The organism is Vibrio sp. Isolate34, from assembly GCF_022397915.1.
Taxonomy (GTDB): domain Bacteria; phylum Pseudomonadota; class Gammaproteobacteria; order Enterobacterales; family Vibrionaceae; genus Vibrio.
Map to the genome: position 1 here is coordinate 150255 of NZ_JAKEUO010000011.1, position 15058 is coordinate 165312.

Genomic DNA, 15058 nt, shown 5'->3' on the forward strand with positions numbered 1-15058 from the left:
CCGTTCAGGTTTTAGTTCTCAGTTATTAACACACAGGTTGCTGGCTAAGTCTAAAACTCATACGCCAGACCAAGACCAACGGATGCCTTGTGTTTTCTTCACGAACGATTCCCTGAACATGCAGCAGAGCTAAAATGTGTCGCAGAGTATCAGTGTCGTTTTGTAGAAAAGTAAACTCGGAAACCTCACCAGAGTTATTCAAACAGTCTGATATCTAACACTTGGCAGGCAATCTATAAACTAGGCTTTGTGTTCATATCTTAATGGGTTAAGTTTATTGTCTGCGTTGTTCTAATTGTTTAGTCGCGCAGTATTCTTTTTCGAAAACAGGAGACTTCATGGTTGGCAATGCAGTAGAGCAAGCAATCGAAAATATCCGATTGAAATCACAAGGCACGGATTGTTTAACGAGTTGCGCGGTGACGATCAACTTCCACCCCGATCGTTATACGTCTGACAATATACCTTTGCTCGAAGCGATGGCTGACGATGGATGTTTGAAGTCTCAATTTGAAACGGGCACCAGCAATGGCGGGATTACGGCTTACCCCGGTGGTGACCGTTGGTTATGGGAAAAGCGAGTGTTCGACGGCGCGTATGACAATGCTCCGAACACGCTTAGGCCAAAATATGGCGCACTGAACTACCGTAACTATGAGACTGGCGCTTCATCCCGCTTTGGATCCTCTTATTTCCAGCTGAAAGCCGACACCTTGGCACGAACCACGTTTTGTTATCCAGACAGTTTCTTTGAGCCAGAAGACTTCGCGGTTTCTAGCCGAGTAAAAGCGTTAATTGATAAAGCATCTTCGTCGGATGTCGATTTACTCGATGATTATATCGAGGCGCATGTTCATGGGGTTATCTCTCTGAAAGACGATATTGAATGTCTTGTATTAGACCCTATTTACCGCTCGACGATTATTGAAGAACGCGCGGTGAAATTGGGCGTTCCGATAAAGTGGCACAATGGCTACGAGTTAAGCCTAGAAGAGATGAGCCGCTATCCAGATTATCGTGGCCAGTCGTTTATCGAACTCGCAAAAAAGTTAGCGGTAAACGGCAAGATCAATGCGAGAATACTGGGGCTAGCCGTGACAGAGCAAGGTTATGACCAACAAGACGTAAAGAAGGTCTGGCATTACTTGGCTCGGTTTGGTTATCAATCAGAATGAGCCTCTCTAATAGGAGAGTAGGCTATTGGGAGGTTTTAATCGTAACTCCCTGCATTTAGCGGAAACCCGCAGTAATATATAATCGGTAGGATTTTAAATGAGTGAGATCGCTCGCTTTATCTCTGGTGAAGTGCCAGACAAATTTGGTCGTAATATTGAACAGTTGTTAGCTTATAATCACTTTTGGTTGGAGCACGACCATAAGTATATTCAAGTGTTTTTCCCAATCGATGAAGGGACTAAGTTTAATCAACATGCACCGTTGGTTACCCAAGAAGACAGGGCGATTTTTGCTAACTCAGAAGACCTTCGCACAGCTCATCTACAAGTGCTTGACCTGATGCTTGAGTTTTGGGGCATGCAGAGAGATGGAAGTGAGATATCGTCATTGTTGCCACTTAGCCCAGCAAACCATGTATGGTTGAAGAATCATGATCATAACCAGCTTCGACTAATACGAGCCATTCGCAGTTTATACTTGTTAGGCAATGAAGAAGTTGCGACTAAATTATGTGACTTCTTGGTCGCAGCAGCGAATGAAACCGGTTCTGTGTCTGATAAAACGGTGCAATATTGGCGTAATGCCCTAGAAGGTTAGGTTTTTCTGTGCAGAGCTTTCAGCACTGCACATATTGATTCTCAATGCGCGGCATTTTCGCACGATGCCGCTTTCTCTATATTCAACATTTGAATGCAATTTGTGGAATATATCAAAATTAATTAAATTGATAGTAAGTTATTACTTTTCATTATGTTAGGGTTCTTCTGATTTTTATAAGAAGGCGACTAGATTATGAAAAAGGGATTTGTCATCGCTGTATCAATTGGCTTTGTTGTCTTCTTCCTCGCTGGTGGCGAATTTCAATGGTTCGGGTCCAGTAATTCCGAGTCGTTCCCTAAACTTCCCGATAGTCCCCAATTTGTACCATCTACTGACTTTGACGGTGAGTGGCTAGGCCGTCGTATAAACACCACTGGCAATAACATGTGTGAACGCACAACCATCACCGGATCCATTCATGAAGGTAAAGCCACACTAAGGCTTACTTACAACGGTACACCATTAGAAGGCTGGGTGACGGAAAGCGGCGACTTACGTTTATATGCCAAACATCGCCAATGGGACTATCGCTTTTCAGCAACTGGCAACAGCAAGCGATTTGATGGTCGTTGGCACTTAACCAACGGCCCATGCCAAGGGACTTGGTTTATAGAAAAGCTGGGTGACAATCTTGGCGTTGACAAATAAAGGACAATTTTCATGACACCCAACATTTGGCACTTTCGGTACGCATTTGCAGAAGGTAATTACGTTAGGGAACTCTGCCTTTTTCCGTTCTCAATTAAAGTTGGTCTGCGCTGATGAATAATGAAGTAATGAAAAAGCTAGGTTGGTTCATGGTACGGTTAGTCATTGCGTACTTATCTATCGGAGTTTTACTGGGCGTTGTCATACTTAACAATACCTACGCTCCGCGCTTTTTCTCAATGAACTGGGACATTATGGCGTGGTTTGCCGTCTTGGTGACCATACTAAGTTATGTCCTATTTCGGATAAAGAGGACGACTAACATCGGCAAACTTATGTTTACGAGTATTTTGGGAACCGTTGTTTTGTTTATGTATGCTGAAGAAAGTTATTGGATTGCCAATATTAACGTGCGCTCTTGGAGTCTGTTTCTTAGTGTATTGTATGTGTCCATGCTTTTATATTTCTTATTTCCTCACCGATGGTTAAAGCCGTTTCTGTTTTTATCACCTGTTGCTGCTGGCTCATGGGTTTTATTCTGGATAGGTTATACGCCGATTAACGTCACCTTGAGCATCATGGAAGTGCAAGGGACAATTCCAGACGGAAAATATCACAAGGCAATCGCTATGCTCCCAGATATTTATAGTACTTGTCTGATATCGGCTTTGCTTTGGACTTCACAGGTACTAGGTGTTTACGCCTTGGCGTATTGGGGAAACAACCCACGAGTGAGTTACCAAAACGCGGTGCGATCGTTAAAATCAATGGTTAGCTCTTCAAGTTAGCCACTCTTAATTTTGCTTTGTGGGTTTCAGTATACGGTGGTTTATCTTTGTTTATGGGAAGGGCAAAGACATTCTGACTAAAATGAGTAAAGTTAAGAGTCCATCGAGTAATTTGCCCCCATATTAAGCTGTCATAATGTAATCTGCATATTGTTGGTGATATTAGTCAAGAGTTGAAAGCGGTTTGAAGAAGGAATAGCTATGAATGGAAAAATTGTTCGCTGGGTTGATGAGAAAGGCTTCGGGTTCATTAACTCAGATGAATTAGAGGGCGATGTTTTTGTTCATATATCGAAGTTTACGGACGGTTATCGTCGTCCTCAAATTGGGGATGAAGTTGAATTTCAATTGTCGAATAGTGGCTCTAAACTTAGCGCTTCGAGTGCGCAACTCGTTGGTATAGAACCATCCAAATCTAACCCTCTTTCAATTATTTTGTCTGCACTTTTCGTCGGTCTCATTGGCGCAGGTTTATATCTTTTGGTATTGGAGCCCAAGTTAAATCCCGCATTTGAGAACATGGGGTTTAATTGCCAAGGTAAAACGCACTGTAGTGAGATGCTATCTTGTGATGAAGCAAAGTTTTATTTGGCAAACTGTCCAAATGTGAAAATAGACGGTGATCGTGATGGTATTCCTTGCGAGAGTCAGCTCTGCAGTCACTATTGATGCCTGCTTATTAGTCATTCAAAATAGACAACAAAAAGGACATTACATGGAAATCAGAGTAGGGACATTACCTGATATGGCCGGCATCACCGATATCTTCAACTTTTATATTGAACATACTAATGCACGCTTTGAAGAAGAGAAGTTTACGTTGGAAAATCGACAGCAATGGTTCTCTCAATTCTCGAGCAATAGTAAATATCAACTTTACGTCGCAACCGAAAACGATTCGCTACTTGGTTTCGCATGCTCTCAACAATACAGAGCTACATCAGCATTTGAAGATACAGCTGAAGTCACCATTTATTTAACTGAAGATGCAAAAGGTAAAGGGATAGGCTCTAAGTTGTATTCTCAGCTCTTCGCATCAATCATTGATTTCGGTGTTCATCGAGTTCTTTCCGGTGTGGCATTACCTAATGAGGCATCTATCGCTCTGCATAAGCATTTTGGCTTTCGAGAAGTTGGTGTGTTCAATGAATATGCAAAGAAAAATGGCCAATACATCAGTTCAATGTGGTTGGAAAAGGCGTTAGACGCAGATATGTCTCTTAAATCTTCTTAACGTTTTCGATTCAATACTTATGGCATTTTTGGATGCAGTATTAGGGAGCAACTTGAAGGTAAGGAAAACAATATGGAAGTAAAGCAGGTCAAAGGTTCAGACCCTCACTTCGCTGAGCTAATCACCAAAACGAATATGGCGAGTTACTATCAGGCTCGTGGCATCGCTTGGGGTCATAGTCAGTTTTTACGAAGCTGGGATGAGCTGGATAACTATGAAGTCTATGTTGATGGGAGCCGTATTGGTGTCATCCGCTTCAGCTATACCCGCGGCACCACGTTTCTCAGAGACTTTCAGATATTAGCTGAATACCAAGGCAGAGGCTTTGGTGCTAAGTGTTTAGATTTAGTGATCGAACATGCGAACAACCAAGCATCGACTCAGTTAGTGCTACGTGTGTTCAGTGAGAACCCCGCTATTAAACTTTATCAATCAAAAGGCTTCACCAAACTTTCCGAGGTTAAAGGCTTGGTAGAAATGGAGCTACGTTTGGATTCACTACAAGGAAGGCACCATGGTTAGCCGCATACAATTAAATTTTGTTAAATATACTCTGCTTGAGTTCGCACTCGCTGCGTTTTTGTTAGTGTCTATTTATTGGTTGTTTGATGGTAACCCTCAATCACTACCTACTATTGGGTTGATGTTCAGTTCTGTTTCGGTATTAAAAGTCGTAATGTTGTGGTGGAAGTTTCGCAATCGCTCTTTTGAAATAGCCAACGGTCATGTTTGTTTCGATGGTTACGCTTGCGATGTCAAGTTACAGGGAAATATTCTTCCTTTTGGTATGGGGTCTGTTATTAAGCTTTCATACACGAAAGGTGCGATGCAAAAGCGCAATATCTACCTTCCGAAAGGGGCAATGAACCAAGATGAATGGCAGCGTGTATTAGCTTGTCGTGCATAGTTTGGCTGTTTTAAGTGGTGTTGTGTCCCAGTCCGTATTTCAGATTTTGTTGGTGTGCTAGTATCCCTTTTTTGCACCGAGCTAATCGATGACTAACGACCATTTTCAGGGTAAATACGAAGTAGAGCTTAAATATCGCCTCGATTCTAAATCAGAATTCTTGAAGACATTGAGTCTTATTCCCCATGAAGTGATGCTCCAAGATAATCTTGAGTGCGATTGGTATTTCGATAGCCCAGACAGAAGCTTACAAGCTCAAAACAAAAGCTTGTGCATTCGCACTATGGAACCGTCGGGCATTAAGCTATGGATTGTAAAAGGCCCAGAGTCTGACAGATGCGAAGCGACAAACATCACCGATGCGTCGAATGCTAAGAGTATGCTTAAAAACTTGGGTTACGAAGTGATTCTAAAAGCGCAGAAGACACGCAGTATTTACTTTGTGGGTGAATTTCATATTACTGTCGACTCACTAAAGGGTATCGGTGATTTTGCAGAGTTCGCTATCATGACGGACGATGAGTCTAAGTTATCGGTTTATAAAGATGAATTGGAGTTATTAGCTAGTCGATTTGGGCTGACTCAATCAGCACTACAAACTCAATCTTATAAACAGATGTTTGAGGAAATGAACGCATAGCACAGCGATTAAGCGTTAGGGAGAGTTATGAACACCATTATCAAACAAGCCGTTGAGTTGCGTAAAGAAGCAAAGTATCAAGAGTCACGAGACTTGCTGGCGACACTGCTTGATGATCAAAAGTATGCTGCGAAAGCGCACTTGCAGATAGCTTGGTCTTACGACAACCAAGGTAAAGAACAGGAGGCTATCGAGCATTATTTACTGTCTCTTTTGGGCGAACTTACTTCAACAGAACGCTTTGACGCGCTTTTCGGGTTGGCGAGTACTTATCGAAGCCTAGGCCTTTATGTAGAGGCTTTAAGCTATTTCGAACAGACGATGGCTGAGTATCCTGAATCCCTTGAAGTTCAGCCTTTCTACGCGATGTGTTTGTATAATTTAGGTCGCCATAAAGAAGCGACATCTCTGTTACTTGAGTTGTTGGTTTCTACGACCAATAGCGAGGCGATAAAAGAGTACCAACGCGCGATCTCTTTGTATGCTCAAGACTTGGATAAAACTTGGTAAGCGAGCTGCGAGTAACACGCTTAACTTAATATGAGAAAAGCCTAAGCATCATTCGATACTTAGGCTTCAAGATTTAGTTTTTCTATTCAGATCAGCCGTTACGCTGAAAGCTCTTTACGAACGATCTCTGCGCCAGCGCTGAGTGCATTCAGCTTAGCTGAGGCAATGTCGCGAGGTAGGGGAGCCATACCGCAGTTAGTGCAAGGGTAGAGCTTGTCTGCATCAACATACTTAAGTGTTTCTCTTAACGTGCTAGCCACTTCTTCCGGTGTTTCAATAGAGTCTGTCGCAACATCAATTGCGCCAACCATCACTTTCTTGCCGCGAACTAGCTCAAGCAGTTCAAGTGGTACATGAGAGTTGTGACACTCTAAAGAGATGATATCGATATTGGATTGCTGCAGTTTAGGGAAGACTTCTTCATATTGGCGCCACTCAGTGCCTAATGTCTTTTTCCAATCTGTGTTTGCTTTGATGCCGTAGCCATAGCAAATATGTACTGCGGTTTCGCATTTAAGCCCTTCGATGGCTCTTTCCAAACAAGCGATACCCCAATCATTAACTTCATCAAAGAACACGTTAAATGCGGGCTCATCGAACTGAATAATATCAACACCCGCAGCTTCAAGTTCTTTCGCTTCTTCGTTGAGGATCTTCGCAAACTCCCACGCCAGTTTTTCACGGCTTTGGTAATGCGCATCGTAAAGTGTATCAATCATGGTCACAGGCCCCGGCAAAGCCCATTTGATCGGTTGGTCGGTTTGCTGGCGTAAGAATTTAGCATCTTCAACAAACACCGATTTCTGACGAGAAACTGGGCCAACGACGGTTGGGACACTTGCATCGTAGCGGTCGCGGATTTTAACGGTTTCACGCTTCTCGAAATCGACACCATTCAGGTGTTCAATGAAGGTCGTCACAAAGTGCTGGCGGGTTTGTTCGCCATCACTCACGATATCGATGCCGGCTTGTTGTTGTTCATGAAGCGATACGCGCAGTGCGTCCTGTTTACCATCCGTTAATTCGTCGCCTTCCAGTTTCCATGGAGACCAAAGTGTTTCTGGTTGTGCTAGCCAAGACGGTTTCGGCAAGCTACCTGCTGTTGAAGTCGGTAATAGTGTTTTCATAATAATTCTGCCTGTCCTTAGATTCCCAAAGTGGATCGTACGTTTCCTAATGCGCGTAAAATAGCTCGATTACAGCGCGTAGTTGGCAGACCAGTTTTCTAGTACCGACTGGTATGGCTTAATGAAGTGTTCTTCTGCGAACTTACCTTGTTCAACAGCTAGCTTGCTTCGTTCTTCTCGGTCATACACGATTTGAGTCAGTGAGTGATCCAAGTTTTTCAAGTTTGGTTGGTAGCAGTTGCCCGCAACAGCGTTCGCGTTGTAGATCTCAGGGCGGTAGATCTTCTGGAAAGTACCCATGGTACTGATGGTGCTGATAAGTTCTAGGTTAGAGTAATCGTTCAGCAGATCACCAAAGAAATAGAAGGCCAAAGGTGCAACACTGTTTGGCGGCATGAAATAACGAACCTGTAAGCCCATCTTCTTAAAATATTGTTCAGTTAAAGAAGACTCATTCGGTTGGTATTCAAAACCTAATACTGGATGTTGGTTTTCTGTGCGGTAATAAGTTTTATTATCTGAAACACTCAAACAAATAACCGGTGGTTTCTTAAAGTTCTCTTTGTACGCTTGAGAGTTAACGAAATATTTAAAAAGCTTGCCGTGTAAATCACCAAAATCAGCTGGAATACTGAATTTATCTTGGCCTTTATTATGATCTAAAAGTAATACGCTGAAATCATAATCACGAACATAAGAAGAGAAGTTATTCCCGATAATACCTTCAATACGCTCATTCGTTTTGTGGTCCAGAATGTTGGTTTTTAGCACTTCAATTGAAGGGAAGGCTTCGCCGTTGCTTTCAATGTCCATATCAACAGAAATGATTTCAAGCTCAACAGAGTAGCGGTCGCCCTTCGGGTTGTCCCAGTGTGCTAACGCATTGAAACTGTTATCAATCATCTGTAGTGCGTTACGTAAGTTCGCTTGACGGCTATCGCCACGAGCCAAGTTAGCAAAGTTAGTTGTGATACGCGTGCTGTCTGCAGGCTCGTAGTTTTCGTCGAGGCTAATGCTCTTAATCGTAAAGTTAAATTCATTATTCATGTTGATCTGGTATTCCAATTCGTTGTCTGATTCTCTCGGTCTTTAATATTTAAATGCTTTATTTTTGCGTCTGACCGGATTAAGAATCGAGGCTGTCTTCACTAAAAGTGTCGTATTAAATTTATTTGCTTAAGGTTTTTATACGTGGATGGGAGTGGGATTAATAATGGTATTACTTCACATTCATCATGAAGAATCTTCATGATCTATATGTTTGAATATTTAAGTCAGTGTCAGTTATATTAATTAGCTTAATGGAAATATAACCACATTAATATTGTGTTATTTAAGATAATTAATTGAATAAGAGATGGATGAAATGAGTGAATTGCTGTTGTTGATTTTCTACTGTGCGTTACTGGGCAGTGGTGTTGGTTTTCTTGCCGGGCTTTTGGGCATTGGTGGAGGGCTGATTATAGTTCCAGTGTTAAGCAGCATTTTACTTTATTTAGACGTTCTACCATCTGACCAAGTGGTTGTCGCTGCGATTGCGACCTCGTTGGCATCGATTCTATTTACTTCAACGTCTTCTGCGCTCGCTCACCACAAGAATGGAAACGTGCCTTGGGATCTGGCACCTTGGATTATGTTAGGTGTTGCCCTTGGTGCTTTGGTTAGCGGCTTTATGGCGGCGTTATTACCTGAAAAGGTGGTTCGTATCGTGTTTGCTGCGAGCGTGGTTCTTATCGCGATTAAGATGTTCTTAAGCAGTAAAAGCGACGTGCCTAAAGATAGAAAGCTACCGAATAAAGGTGTATTAACGGTTCTGACAACCATTACTGGCGGCTTGTCTGCAATGATAGGGATTGGTGGCGGTGCGTTACTCGTTCCATTGCTTACGTTCTTTTCGGTCGATATGAAAAAGGCGATCGGTTGTGCATCTGCGTGTGGCATTGTCATCGCGTTATTTGGCTCTATCGGTTACATCACCTCGGGCAGTAGACAATTTGCTCTAAATGATGGCTTTGCTGGTTTTGTTTATTTGCCAGCACTTCTAGGTATTGTGTGCACGTCTTGGTTCACCGCACCTTTAGGCGCAAAAGCAACAAACCATTTACCCGTTCCAACCATCAAGAAGCTCTTCTCAGTACTGTTGGTTGTTATCGCGGCAAGCATGGTGGCTCGTTAATGATGGTTAGTTACCTTTACCCGTTCGTAAACATGAACACTTGATGATGTTTCCATAAACGAACAAAGAGCAGTCATTAGGCGGCTCTTTTTTGTTTGTCAGTCTACATTTATACGATTATGTCTATGAGTATGTTGACAAAATCTTGTTGTTTAACTGGATTCACTGCTATAGCTAAATGTACTTGTTCAGTTCAAAGGAATGCTAAAAGTGAGTGATTTATGGATCCGTTAACGCAGGGCGTGCTAGGCGCTGCTTTGTCACAATCGGCGAGTAAAAAACAACATTTGGTGGTCGCTGGGGTTTTAGGTTTGCTCTCTGGAATGGCGCCAGATTTAGATGCGTTTATTCGATCGGAGAGTGATCCTTTACTCGCATTGGAGTTCCATCGACAGTTTACCCATTCACTCCTGTTTATCCCCATTGGCAGCCTGATTTGCGCTCTGGTTTTGTATCCTTTGATTGCCAAAAGGCGTGGTCTCTCGTTTAAACAGAGTTGGCTGTATTGCGCGTTAGGCTATGGCACACATGCTTTACTCGATTCTTGTACTACGTATGGCACTCAACTGTTCTGGCCGCTCACCAATGAGCGTTATGCTTGGAATACCATTTCGATTATCGACCCTGTCTATACACTCCCTATCTTGATATTACTTGTGTTTGCAACATGGAAGCGAACCCCTTGGTTAGCTCGTATTGCGTTTCTGTGGGCTTTGATTTATCCAACGTTAGGCATGATACAAAGGGATAGGGCAGAAGCGATAGGATGGCAATTAGCACAAGAACGACAACATGCACCCATTCGGTTAGAGGCCAAGCCGAGCTTTGCCAATATCTTAGTGTGGAAAGTGGTTTACGAAACAGAATCTCGATACTACGTAGATGCTGTTCGAGCCGGCATATCCGTTAAAACTTATCCTGGAGACTCAATAGCTAAACTGAATGTGAGTCAAGATTTCCCTTGGCTCGATCCTAATTCACAACAAGCTAAAGACATTGAACGTTTTCGCTGGTTCTCAAATGGTTATGTGGCGCAAGATCCAATGGATGATCTGCGTGTTATCGATGTTCGATATTCAATTGTACCGAACCAATTGATAGCACTTTGGAGTATCAAATTATCTCAGTCTGCCGATGCCGAGACACATATCAAGTACGAAACCCACAGAGACAACACACCCGAGTCGAGACAGGTTTTTTTAGATATGTTGAAAGGCGACTGAGGTCTATGAAGTTTTGAATCGATATTACGTTGCTGATTTCTAGCTGTCGTCAAAAAGGCTGAGTCAGTAACCTGCTCAGCCTTCTTTCTATTCATTCACTTTAGGTAATGAGTTTTAGATGGTCTTTAAATTATCTGCTCATTATATCGAAAGGCCGCGCCCAATTGAGGTAATAGGGCCAGTTGGTCGACCTGTAGAAGAGCCTGTCTCTTGCTCTAAAGTTAGTTCGAACAATTGGTTTTCTGTTAGTGGCGGTAGTTCACTAATATTTAGATTAAGCGTTTCGCCTTCTCTGACTAATCCTAGTGAGACAGGTGCATCCCAATCGTCGGCTTTTGTCCAAAATTGTAATGCTTTGCCTTCTGGTATTTTCACTGCACCCAGGGGAACTAGTTGCATCTGATTGGCATGAGTGGTTTGTATTACCCAACTTGGGCTTTTGTTTTCTGGTTGCACTAATACCGCGATATAAGTGGGTGTGCTTTGCATTGGTTCAAGGGTTTGTAATTTAAAACCTAGTACCATCGCTAGTACAAGACAAGCCATTGAAATAGCCCGCCATAAACCGAGACTTTGCCAGAAATGGCTTTGTGGTTCAGGTCTTGATTGCGTTGCCGGTTTAGAAAATTCTTCAAGTTCATCTAGGCTGCGCTCAATACGTGCAGATAAAGGTTGAGAGGCGACTTTTGGCTCTAATCTATCAGTAATAGACAAAAAATGGGTTTGCCATTGATTAACCGCTTGTTGTAATTCGCTACTGTGAGCTAAACGTTTTTCAAAATTATATCGTTCTTCTTCTGTCAGTGTGCCAAGCACATATTGGCCGGCTAAATTATCATCGTTGATAGGAATTTGTTGCGTATCTTTTTTCATTGCAGACACCCCTTTAAAGCATTCAAGCTGCGCTTAATCCATGATTTTACGATACCAAGGGGTTTGTTAAGCAATTGAGAAATTTCGTCTTGGGTGTAGCCATCAACATAAGCGTGCAATATACACAATTTGCGTTCCGGTTCTAAATATTCCAAACATGTTTGTAGAGACGTTTGTGCCAAAGGATCTTCTGAAAGTTCAGAAATACCATCTGGCTGCTCTGCTAAGTCCAATACTTGACTATCACATAGAGCGAGTAACAAATCTGGTTCTGATAAGATTTGGCGGTTGGAGTGTTTAAGTGCATTTAACGCTAAATTACGGGTTAACGTATATATCCAACCACGTGCGGACCCTAGCTCTTGATGGTAGGAGTTTGCATTTTTCCAAATTTTTATAAAGGCGTCATGCACAACGTCTTCGGATAAAGCACGGTTTTGCAAAATCCTCAGCACTACAGTGAGTAATCTTGATGCTTCCTGTTCATATAACTGTCTTAAGGCTTGGCGATCACCTTGAGCGCAGTGCATTAGAACACTTTCATAGTCGAACTCTGTCGATATTGACACACGATATACCTGTTTATAAAACGTCCAGTATACGTAACTGGACGTTTTAAGTCATTATTTAGTCAGTGTTTATTATCGTGTATGGTGGCGGTAATGCGCTCACTTTTGTTTCCAGAATAGATACTCACCAGAGTAGTTAACCACGACTTTATGACCAAGTTTATCCATAGTACAACCTGTCATTGGAGCAGCGCCGCCCTTTAAATTAATACGCTGTATATAAGTGACATCTTTTAATGTACCAGAACGCATAGACTCATTTGCTTTGACTAACTGCATCGGAATACTGCCTTTTTCTGAAGGTGAAACGGCTAGTTGTCTACCGGTAATAGATGAACCATCAAGAGATTCCCATGTTGCAGGAGGACCAAAATAAGAGACTAAATGGTTGCCTTTGTTATCACTTAAAATGGCTCGAGGACCAGCAAATGCCCATTTTGCATTCTTGTCATCTGAACTGTCTACTTTGCACTCCCATGTGATATTACCTTCTGCAACAGTAAACATGGCGACTTTGTTACCGTCCGGTACACGTACTTCACTTGGTAGGTTGTCTTGAGAAAAAGTACCAGCGTAGGATTGAGCAGCCATAGCCATTAGAGCTGATGTTGCTGTGATTTTTAATGTTTTCAATATGTATTGTTTTTTCACTGTCGTATCCCTTTTTATCAGTCGATTTTGAAGTTGAAAAACAGCTTTTTCCTGCTGTTACTAGGTACTACAATCGAACAAGGTATTTGGATGCAGAAAAGTAAAATAAATTGAAATTATTTTTATGAAAGGTATTTGAAAAAGGAAGATTTTTACGTAAGTAACTATATTATAATGACTTTATCCCACAACTTAAGTTTGATGAAAATTACAAATAATCGGCGGCAATTACCATTGGGACAAAGCTCTATATCAGTGAAGACTAAGCCTTCCTTCAAATAACAATAGGAAGGCTTAGTATCAAGTGATTATAGATAGCGCTCTTCTAGGTGCTTTTTAAAGTATGCAGCGTTAAGTGTTTCTCCTGTCGCACCTCTCACTAAATCATCAGTGGTCAGCAGGCTGCCTTTGCTCCAAATATTCGATTCAAGCCAGGTGAAGATAGGTGATAAGTCACCGCTTTCAATCACTGAGTTCACATCCACCGTTTTCTTCATTGCCGCCATGAACTGAGCTGCGTACATCGCACCTAGTGTGTACGATGGGAAATAACCGAATGCGCCGTCTGTCCAGTGAATGTCTTGCATACAGCCATTAGTGAAGTTGCCTTGAGTGCTTAAACCAAGGTAAGACTGCATCTTAGTGTTCCAAAGTTCAGGAACATCAGTGTGCTTGATTTTGCCGTTAATCAGGTCACGCTCAATCTCGTAACGTAAAATCACGTGCGCTGGGTAGGTTAGCTCGTCGGCATCAACACGGATGAAGTCTTTCTTCACGCGAGTGTAGATCTTCTGGAAGTTATCTTTCTCAAACTCAGAACCAGAGAACTGTTGTCCTGCTAGGTTGGCTAAGTGTCCGATGAATGGGTCGCTGCGGCCAACTTGCATTTCGAAGAACAGAGACTGAGATTCATGGATACCCATAGAGCGAGCTTCACCTGCTGGTTGGCCTGCTAGGTGTTTAGGTAAGCCTTGCTCATAACGTGCGTGACCTGTTTCGTGGACGATGCCCATTAAGCTTTGAACGAATTCAGCTTCGTCGTAGCGCGTTGTGATACGCACGTCTGAAGGGACGCCGCCACAGAATGGGTGAACACTTTCATCTAATCGCCCGTGTTCGAAATCGAATTGAAGCAGCTTCATCACTTCTAGGCCAAGTGCTTTCTGTTTCTCTGTCGAGTAGGTACCCGATGGCGCGTTAAATTGCTCGCTTGATTGCTTTTCGATCACTTCGTCAATCAGGCTTGGTAGCCATGTTTTAACGTCTGCAAATAAGGTATCCAGTGAAGCAGAGCTGGTGCCCGGTTCATAGATATCCAGCATCGCATCATAAGGGGTTAAGTTAGCGGCATCTGCGCGGATTTGTGCTTCTTCACGCGATAGTTCAACCACTTCACGCCAGTTCTTTTCAAAACCAACCCAGTCGTTTTCTCCACGTTGGCTACGCCATGCATGTTCACATTTTGAACCTGCTAGAGATTTCGCTTCAATCAGTTTCTCTGGAAGTAGGTTAGCTTGTTGCCATTGGCGTTTTATTTCACGAAGTGACGATTGTTGCTCATTGTTTAATGCTTCGTTTTCAGCGTCTGCAATCCAATCGCCAAGCTGTGGCTGAGTCATTAAGCCGTGAATATGAACAGAAAGCTCGGCCATCGCTTCACTACGAGCTTGGTTACCGCCAGCAGGCATTATGGAAGCTTGGTCCCAACCACAAATCGAGGCTAGGTGTTGAAAGCGTGAACATTTTTGAGAGTGTTCGACTAGTTTTTTGAATGCGCTCATTTGACTACTCTTAATTTGGTTTCTTTAAATGACCCATAAGGCTGCATCAGTTTAAGGGGCATCTCGATGTTTAGTACTTTGAAGTTGGTCACTTCACTTTGTTCTGAGGCTTTTCTTCTCAGTAGAAGATATAGCCTAAACAAGGTAGGGCAGTG

18 protein-coding genes are annotated in these 15058 nt (G+C 42.6%); 12 read left to right on the top strand and 6 right to left on the bottom strand.

Annotation, left to right across the window (positions count from 1 at the left end; all coding sequences use genetic code 11):
• Positions 1–338: 338 nt before the first annotated feature.
• The 10 genes from L1D22_RS13485 to L1D22_RS13530 all read left to right on the top strand — a co-directional run bounded on the left by L1D22_RS13485 (position 339) and on the right by L1D22_RS13530 (position 6503).
• The gene (locus L1D22_RS13485) at positions 339–1175 is read left to right on the top strand and encodes a DUF3626 domain-containing protein (RefSeq protein WP_239830169.1); all 837 of its coding nucleotides are present in this window, start codon (positions 339–341) and stop codon (positions 1173–1175) included.
• Between the two features lie 97 nt (positions 1176–1272).
• On the top strand, positions 1273–1773 hold the full coding sequence (locus L1D22_RS13490; RefSeq protein WP_239830170.1) for an opioid growth factor receptor-related protein: 501 nt from the start codon (positions 1273–1275) through the stop codon (positions 1771–1773).
• A gap of 195 nt (positions 1774–1968) precedes the next feature.
• Positions 1969–2424 carry a hypothetical protein gene (locus L1D22_RS13495; protein WP_239830171.1) on the top strand — a complete coding sequence of 152 codons (456 nt, stop codon included), beginning with the start codon at positions 1969–1971 and terminating at the stop codon, positions 2422–2424.
• A 113-nt stretch (positions 2425–2537) separates the two neighbouring features.
• On the top strand, positions 2538–3212 hold the full coding sequence (locus L1D22_RS13500) for a hypothetical protein (RefSeq protein ID WP_239830172.1): 675 nt from the start codon (positions 2538–2540) through the stop codon (positions 3210–3212).
• Between the two features lie 201 nt (positions 3213–3413).
• The gene (locus L1D22_RS13505; RefSeq protein ID WP_048669383.1) at positions 3414–3881 is read left to right on the top strand and encodes a cold shock domain-containing protein; all 468 of its coding nucleotides are present in this window, start codon (positions 3414–3416) and stop codon (positions 3879–3881) included.
• Positions 3882–3927: 46 nt separating this feature from the next.
• Positions 3928–4446 carry a GNAT family N-acetyltransferase gene (locus L1D22_RS13510; protein ID WP_239830173.1) on the top strand — a complete coding sequence of 173 codons (519 nt, stop codon included), beginning with the start codon at positions 3928–3930 and terminating at the stop codon, positions 4444–4446.
• A 72-nt stretch (positions 4447–4518) separates the two neighbouring features.
• Positions 4519–4968, top strand: coding sequence for a GNAT family N-acetyltransferase (locus L1D22_RS13515; protein ID WP_239830174.1), 450 nt, complete (start codon positions 4519–4521; stop codon positions 4966–4968).
• Positions 4961–5353: a hypothetical protein gene (locus tag L1D22_RS13520; RefSeq protein ID WP_239830175.1), complete on the top strand. Its 393-nt coding sequence runs from the start codon at positions 4961–4963 to the stop codon at positions 5351–5353. The genes L1D22_RS13515 and L1D22_RS13520 overlap by 8 nt, the downstream gene beginning before the upstream one ends.
• Positions 5354–5441: 88 nt before the next feature.
• The gene (cyaB, locus tag L1D22_RS13525; RefSeq protein WP_239830176.1) at positions 5442–5993 is read left to right on the top strand and encodes a class IV adenylate cyclase; all 552 of its coding nucleotides are present in this window, start codon (positions 5442–5444) and stop codon (positions 5991–5993) included.
• Between the two features lie 27 nt (positions 5994–6020).
• Positions 6021–6503 (top strand): tetratricopeptide repeat protein, encoded by a 483-nt coding sequence (locus L1D22_RS13530; protein ID WP_239830177.1) that lies wholly within the window; start codon positions 6021–6023, stop codon positions 6501–6503.
• Between the two features lie 98 nt (positions 6504–6601).
• On the opposite strand, the gene L1D22_RS13535 is transcribed toward L1D22_RS13530, so the two are convergent.
• Both L1D22_RS13535 and L1D22_RS13540 read right to left on the bottom strand, forming a co-directional pair.
• Positions 6602–7630 (bottom strand): methionine synthase, encoded by a 1029-nt coding sequence (locus L1D22_RS13535; RefSeq protein ID WP_239830178.1) that lies wholly within the window; start codon positions 7628–7630, stop codon positions 6602–6604.
• 69 nt (positions 7631–7699) lie between these two features.
• Positions 7700–8677, bottom strand: a complete 978-nt coding sequence (locus L1D22_RS13540; protein WP_239830179.1) for a DUF1852 domain-containing protein — start codon at positions 8675–8677, stop codon at positions 7700–7702.
• 319 nt (positions 8678–8996) lie between these two features.
• On the opposite strand from L1D22_RS13540, the gene L1D22_RS13545 reads away from it, so the two are divergent.
• Both L1D22_RS13545 and L1D22_RS13550 read left to right on the top strand, forming a co-directional pair.
• Positions 8997–9806: a sulfite exporter TauE/SafE family protein gene (locus L1D22_RS13545; RefSeq protein WP_239830180.1), complete on the top strand. Its 810-nt coding sequence runs from the start codon at positions 8997–8999 to the stop codon at positions 9804–9806.
• A gap of 221 nt (positions 9807–10027) precedes the next feature.
• Positions 10028–11029 carry a metal-dependent hydrolase gene (locus L1D22_RS13550; protein ID WP_239830181.1) on the top strand — a complete coding sequence of 334 codons (1002 nt, stop codon included), beginning with the start codon at positions 10028–10030 and terminating at the stop codon, positions 11027–11029.
• A gap of 141 nt (positions 11030–11170) precedes the next feature.
• Here the strand turns inward: L1D22_RS13550 and L1D22_RS13555 are convergent, their stop codons facing one another.
• The 4 genes from L1D22_RS13555 to L1D22_RS13570 form a co-directional block, all read right to left on the bottom strand.
• The gene (locus L1D22_RS13555; protein WP_239830182.1) at positions 11171–11902 is read right to left on the bottom strand and encodes an anti-sigma factor; all 732 of its coding nucleotides are present in this window, start codon (positions 11900–11902) and stop codon (positions 11171–11173) included.
• Entirely contained in the window at positions 11899–12432 is a 534-nt protein-coding gene (locus L1D22_RS13560; RefSeq protein ID WP_239830183.1) for a sigma-70 family RNA polymerase sigma factor, read from the bottom strand. Before L1D22_RS13560 ends, L1D22_RS13555 begins: the two co-directional genes overlap by 4 nt.
• Positions 12433–12570: 138 nt before the next feature.
• A complete protein-coding gene (locus tag L1D22_RS13565; protein ID WP_239830184.1) occupies positions 12571–13122 on the bottom strand; it encodes a DUF3455 domain-containing protein in 552 nt (183 codons plus the stop codon).
• 308 nt (positions 13123–13430) lie between these two features.
• Entirely contained in the window at positions 13431–14903 is a 1473-nt protein-coding gene (locus tag L1D22_RS13570; RefSeq protein ID WP_239830185.1) for a carboxypeptidase M32, read from the bottom strand.
• Positions 14904–15058 lie beyond the last annotated feature (155 nt).

What these genes read in the sequence shown, in the direction of transcription:
- L1D22_RS13485 (WP_239830169.1), top strand. Translation starts at nt 339, where the DNA reads ATGGTTGGCAATGCAGTAGAGCAAGCAATCGAAAATATCCGATTGAAA.
- L1D22_RS13490 (WP_239830170.1), top strand. Translation starts at nt 1,273, where the DNA reads ATGAGTGAGATCGCTCGCTTTATCTCTGGTGAAGTGCCAGACAAATTT.
- L1D22_RS13495 (WP_239830171.1), top strand. Translation starts at nt 1,969, where the DNA reads ATGAAAAAGGGATTTGTCATCGCTGTATCAATTGGCTTTGTTGTCTTC.
- L1D22_RS13500 (WP_239830172.1), top strand. Translation starts at nt 2,538, where the DNA reads ATGAATAATGAAGTAATGAAAAAGCTAGGTTGGTTCATGGTACGGTTA.
- L1D22_RS13505 (WP_048669383.1), top strand. Translation starts at nt 3,414, where the DNA reads ATGAATGGAAAAATTGTTCGCTGGGTTGATGAGAAAGGCTTCGGGTTC.
- L1D22_RS13510 (WP_239830173.1), top strand. Translation starts at nt 3,928, where the DNA reads ATGGAAATCAGAGTAGGGACATTACCTGATATGGCCGGCATCACCGAT.
- L1D22_RS13515 (WP_239830174.1), top strand. Translation starts at nt 4,519, where the DNA reads ATGGAAGTAAAGCAGGTCAAAGGTTCAGACCCTCACTTCGCTGAGCTA.
- L1D22_RS13520 (WP_239830175.1), top strand. Translation starts at nt 4,961, where the DNA reads ATGGTTAGCCGCATACAATTAAATTTTGTTAAATATACTCTGCTTGAG.
- cyaB (WP_239830176.1), top strand. Translation starts at nt 5,442, where the DNA reads ATGACTAACGACCATTTTCAGGGTAAATACGAAGTAGAGCTTAAATAT.
- L1D22_RS13530 (WP_239830177.1), top strand. Translation starts at nt 6,021, where the DNA reads ATGAACACCATTATCAAACAAGCCGTTGAGTTGCGTAAAGAAGCAAAG.
- L1D22_RS13535 (WP_239830178.1), bottom strand. Translation starts at nt 7,630, where the DNA reads ATGAAAACACTATTACCGACTTCAACAGCAGGTAGCTTGCCGAAACCG.
- L1D22_RS13540 (WP_239830179.1), bottom strand. Translation starts at nt 8,677, where the DNA reads ATGAATAATGAATTTAACTTTACGATTAAGAGCATTAGCCTCGACGAA.
- L1D22_RS13545 (WP_239830180.1), top strand. Translation starts at nt 8,997, where the DNA reads ATGAGTGAATTGCTGTTGTTGATTTTCTACTGTGCGTTACTGGGCAGT.
- L1D22_RS13550 (WP_239830181.1), top strand. Translation starts at nt 10,028, where the DNA reads ATGGATCCGTTAACGCAGGGCGTGCTAGGCGCTGCTTTGTCACAATCG.
- L1D22_RS13555 (WP_239830182.1), bottom strand. Translation starts at nt 11,902, where the DNA reads ATGAAAAAAGATACGCAACAAATTCCTATCAACGATGATAATTTAGCC.
- L1D22_RS13560 (WP_239830183.1), bottom strand. Translation starts at nt 12,432, where the DNA reads ATGCACTGCGCTCAAGGTGATCGCCAAGCCTTAAGACAGTTATATGAA.
- L1D22_RS13570 (WP_239830185.1), bottom strand. Translation starts at nt 14,903, where the DNA reads ATGAGCGCATTCAAAAAACTAGTCGAACACTCTCAAAAATGTTCACGC.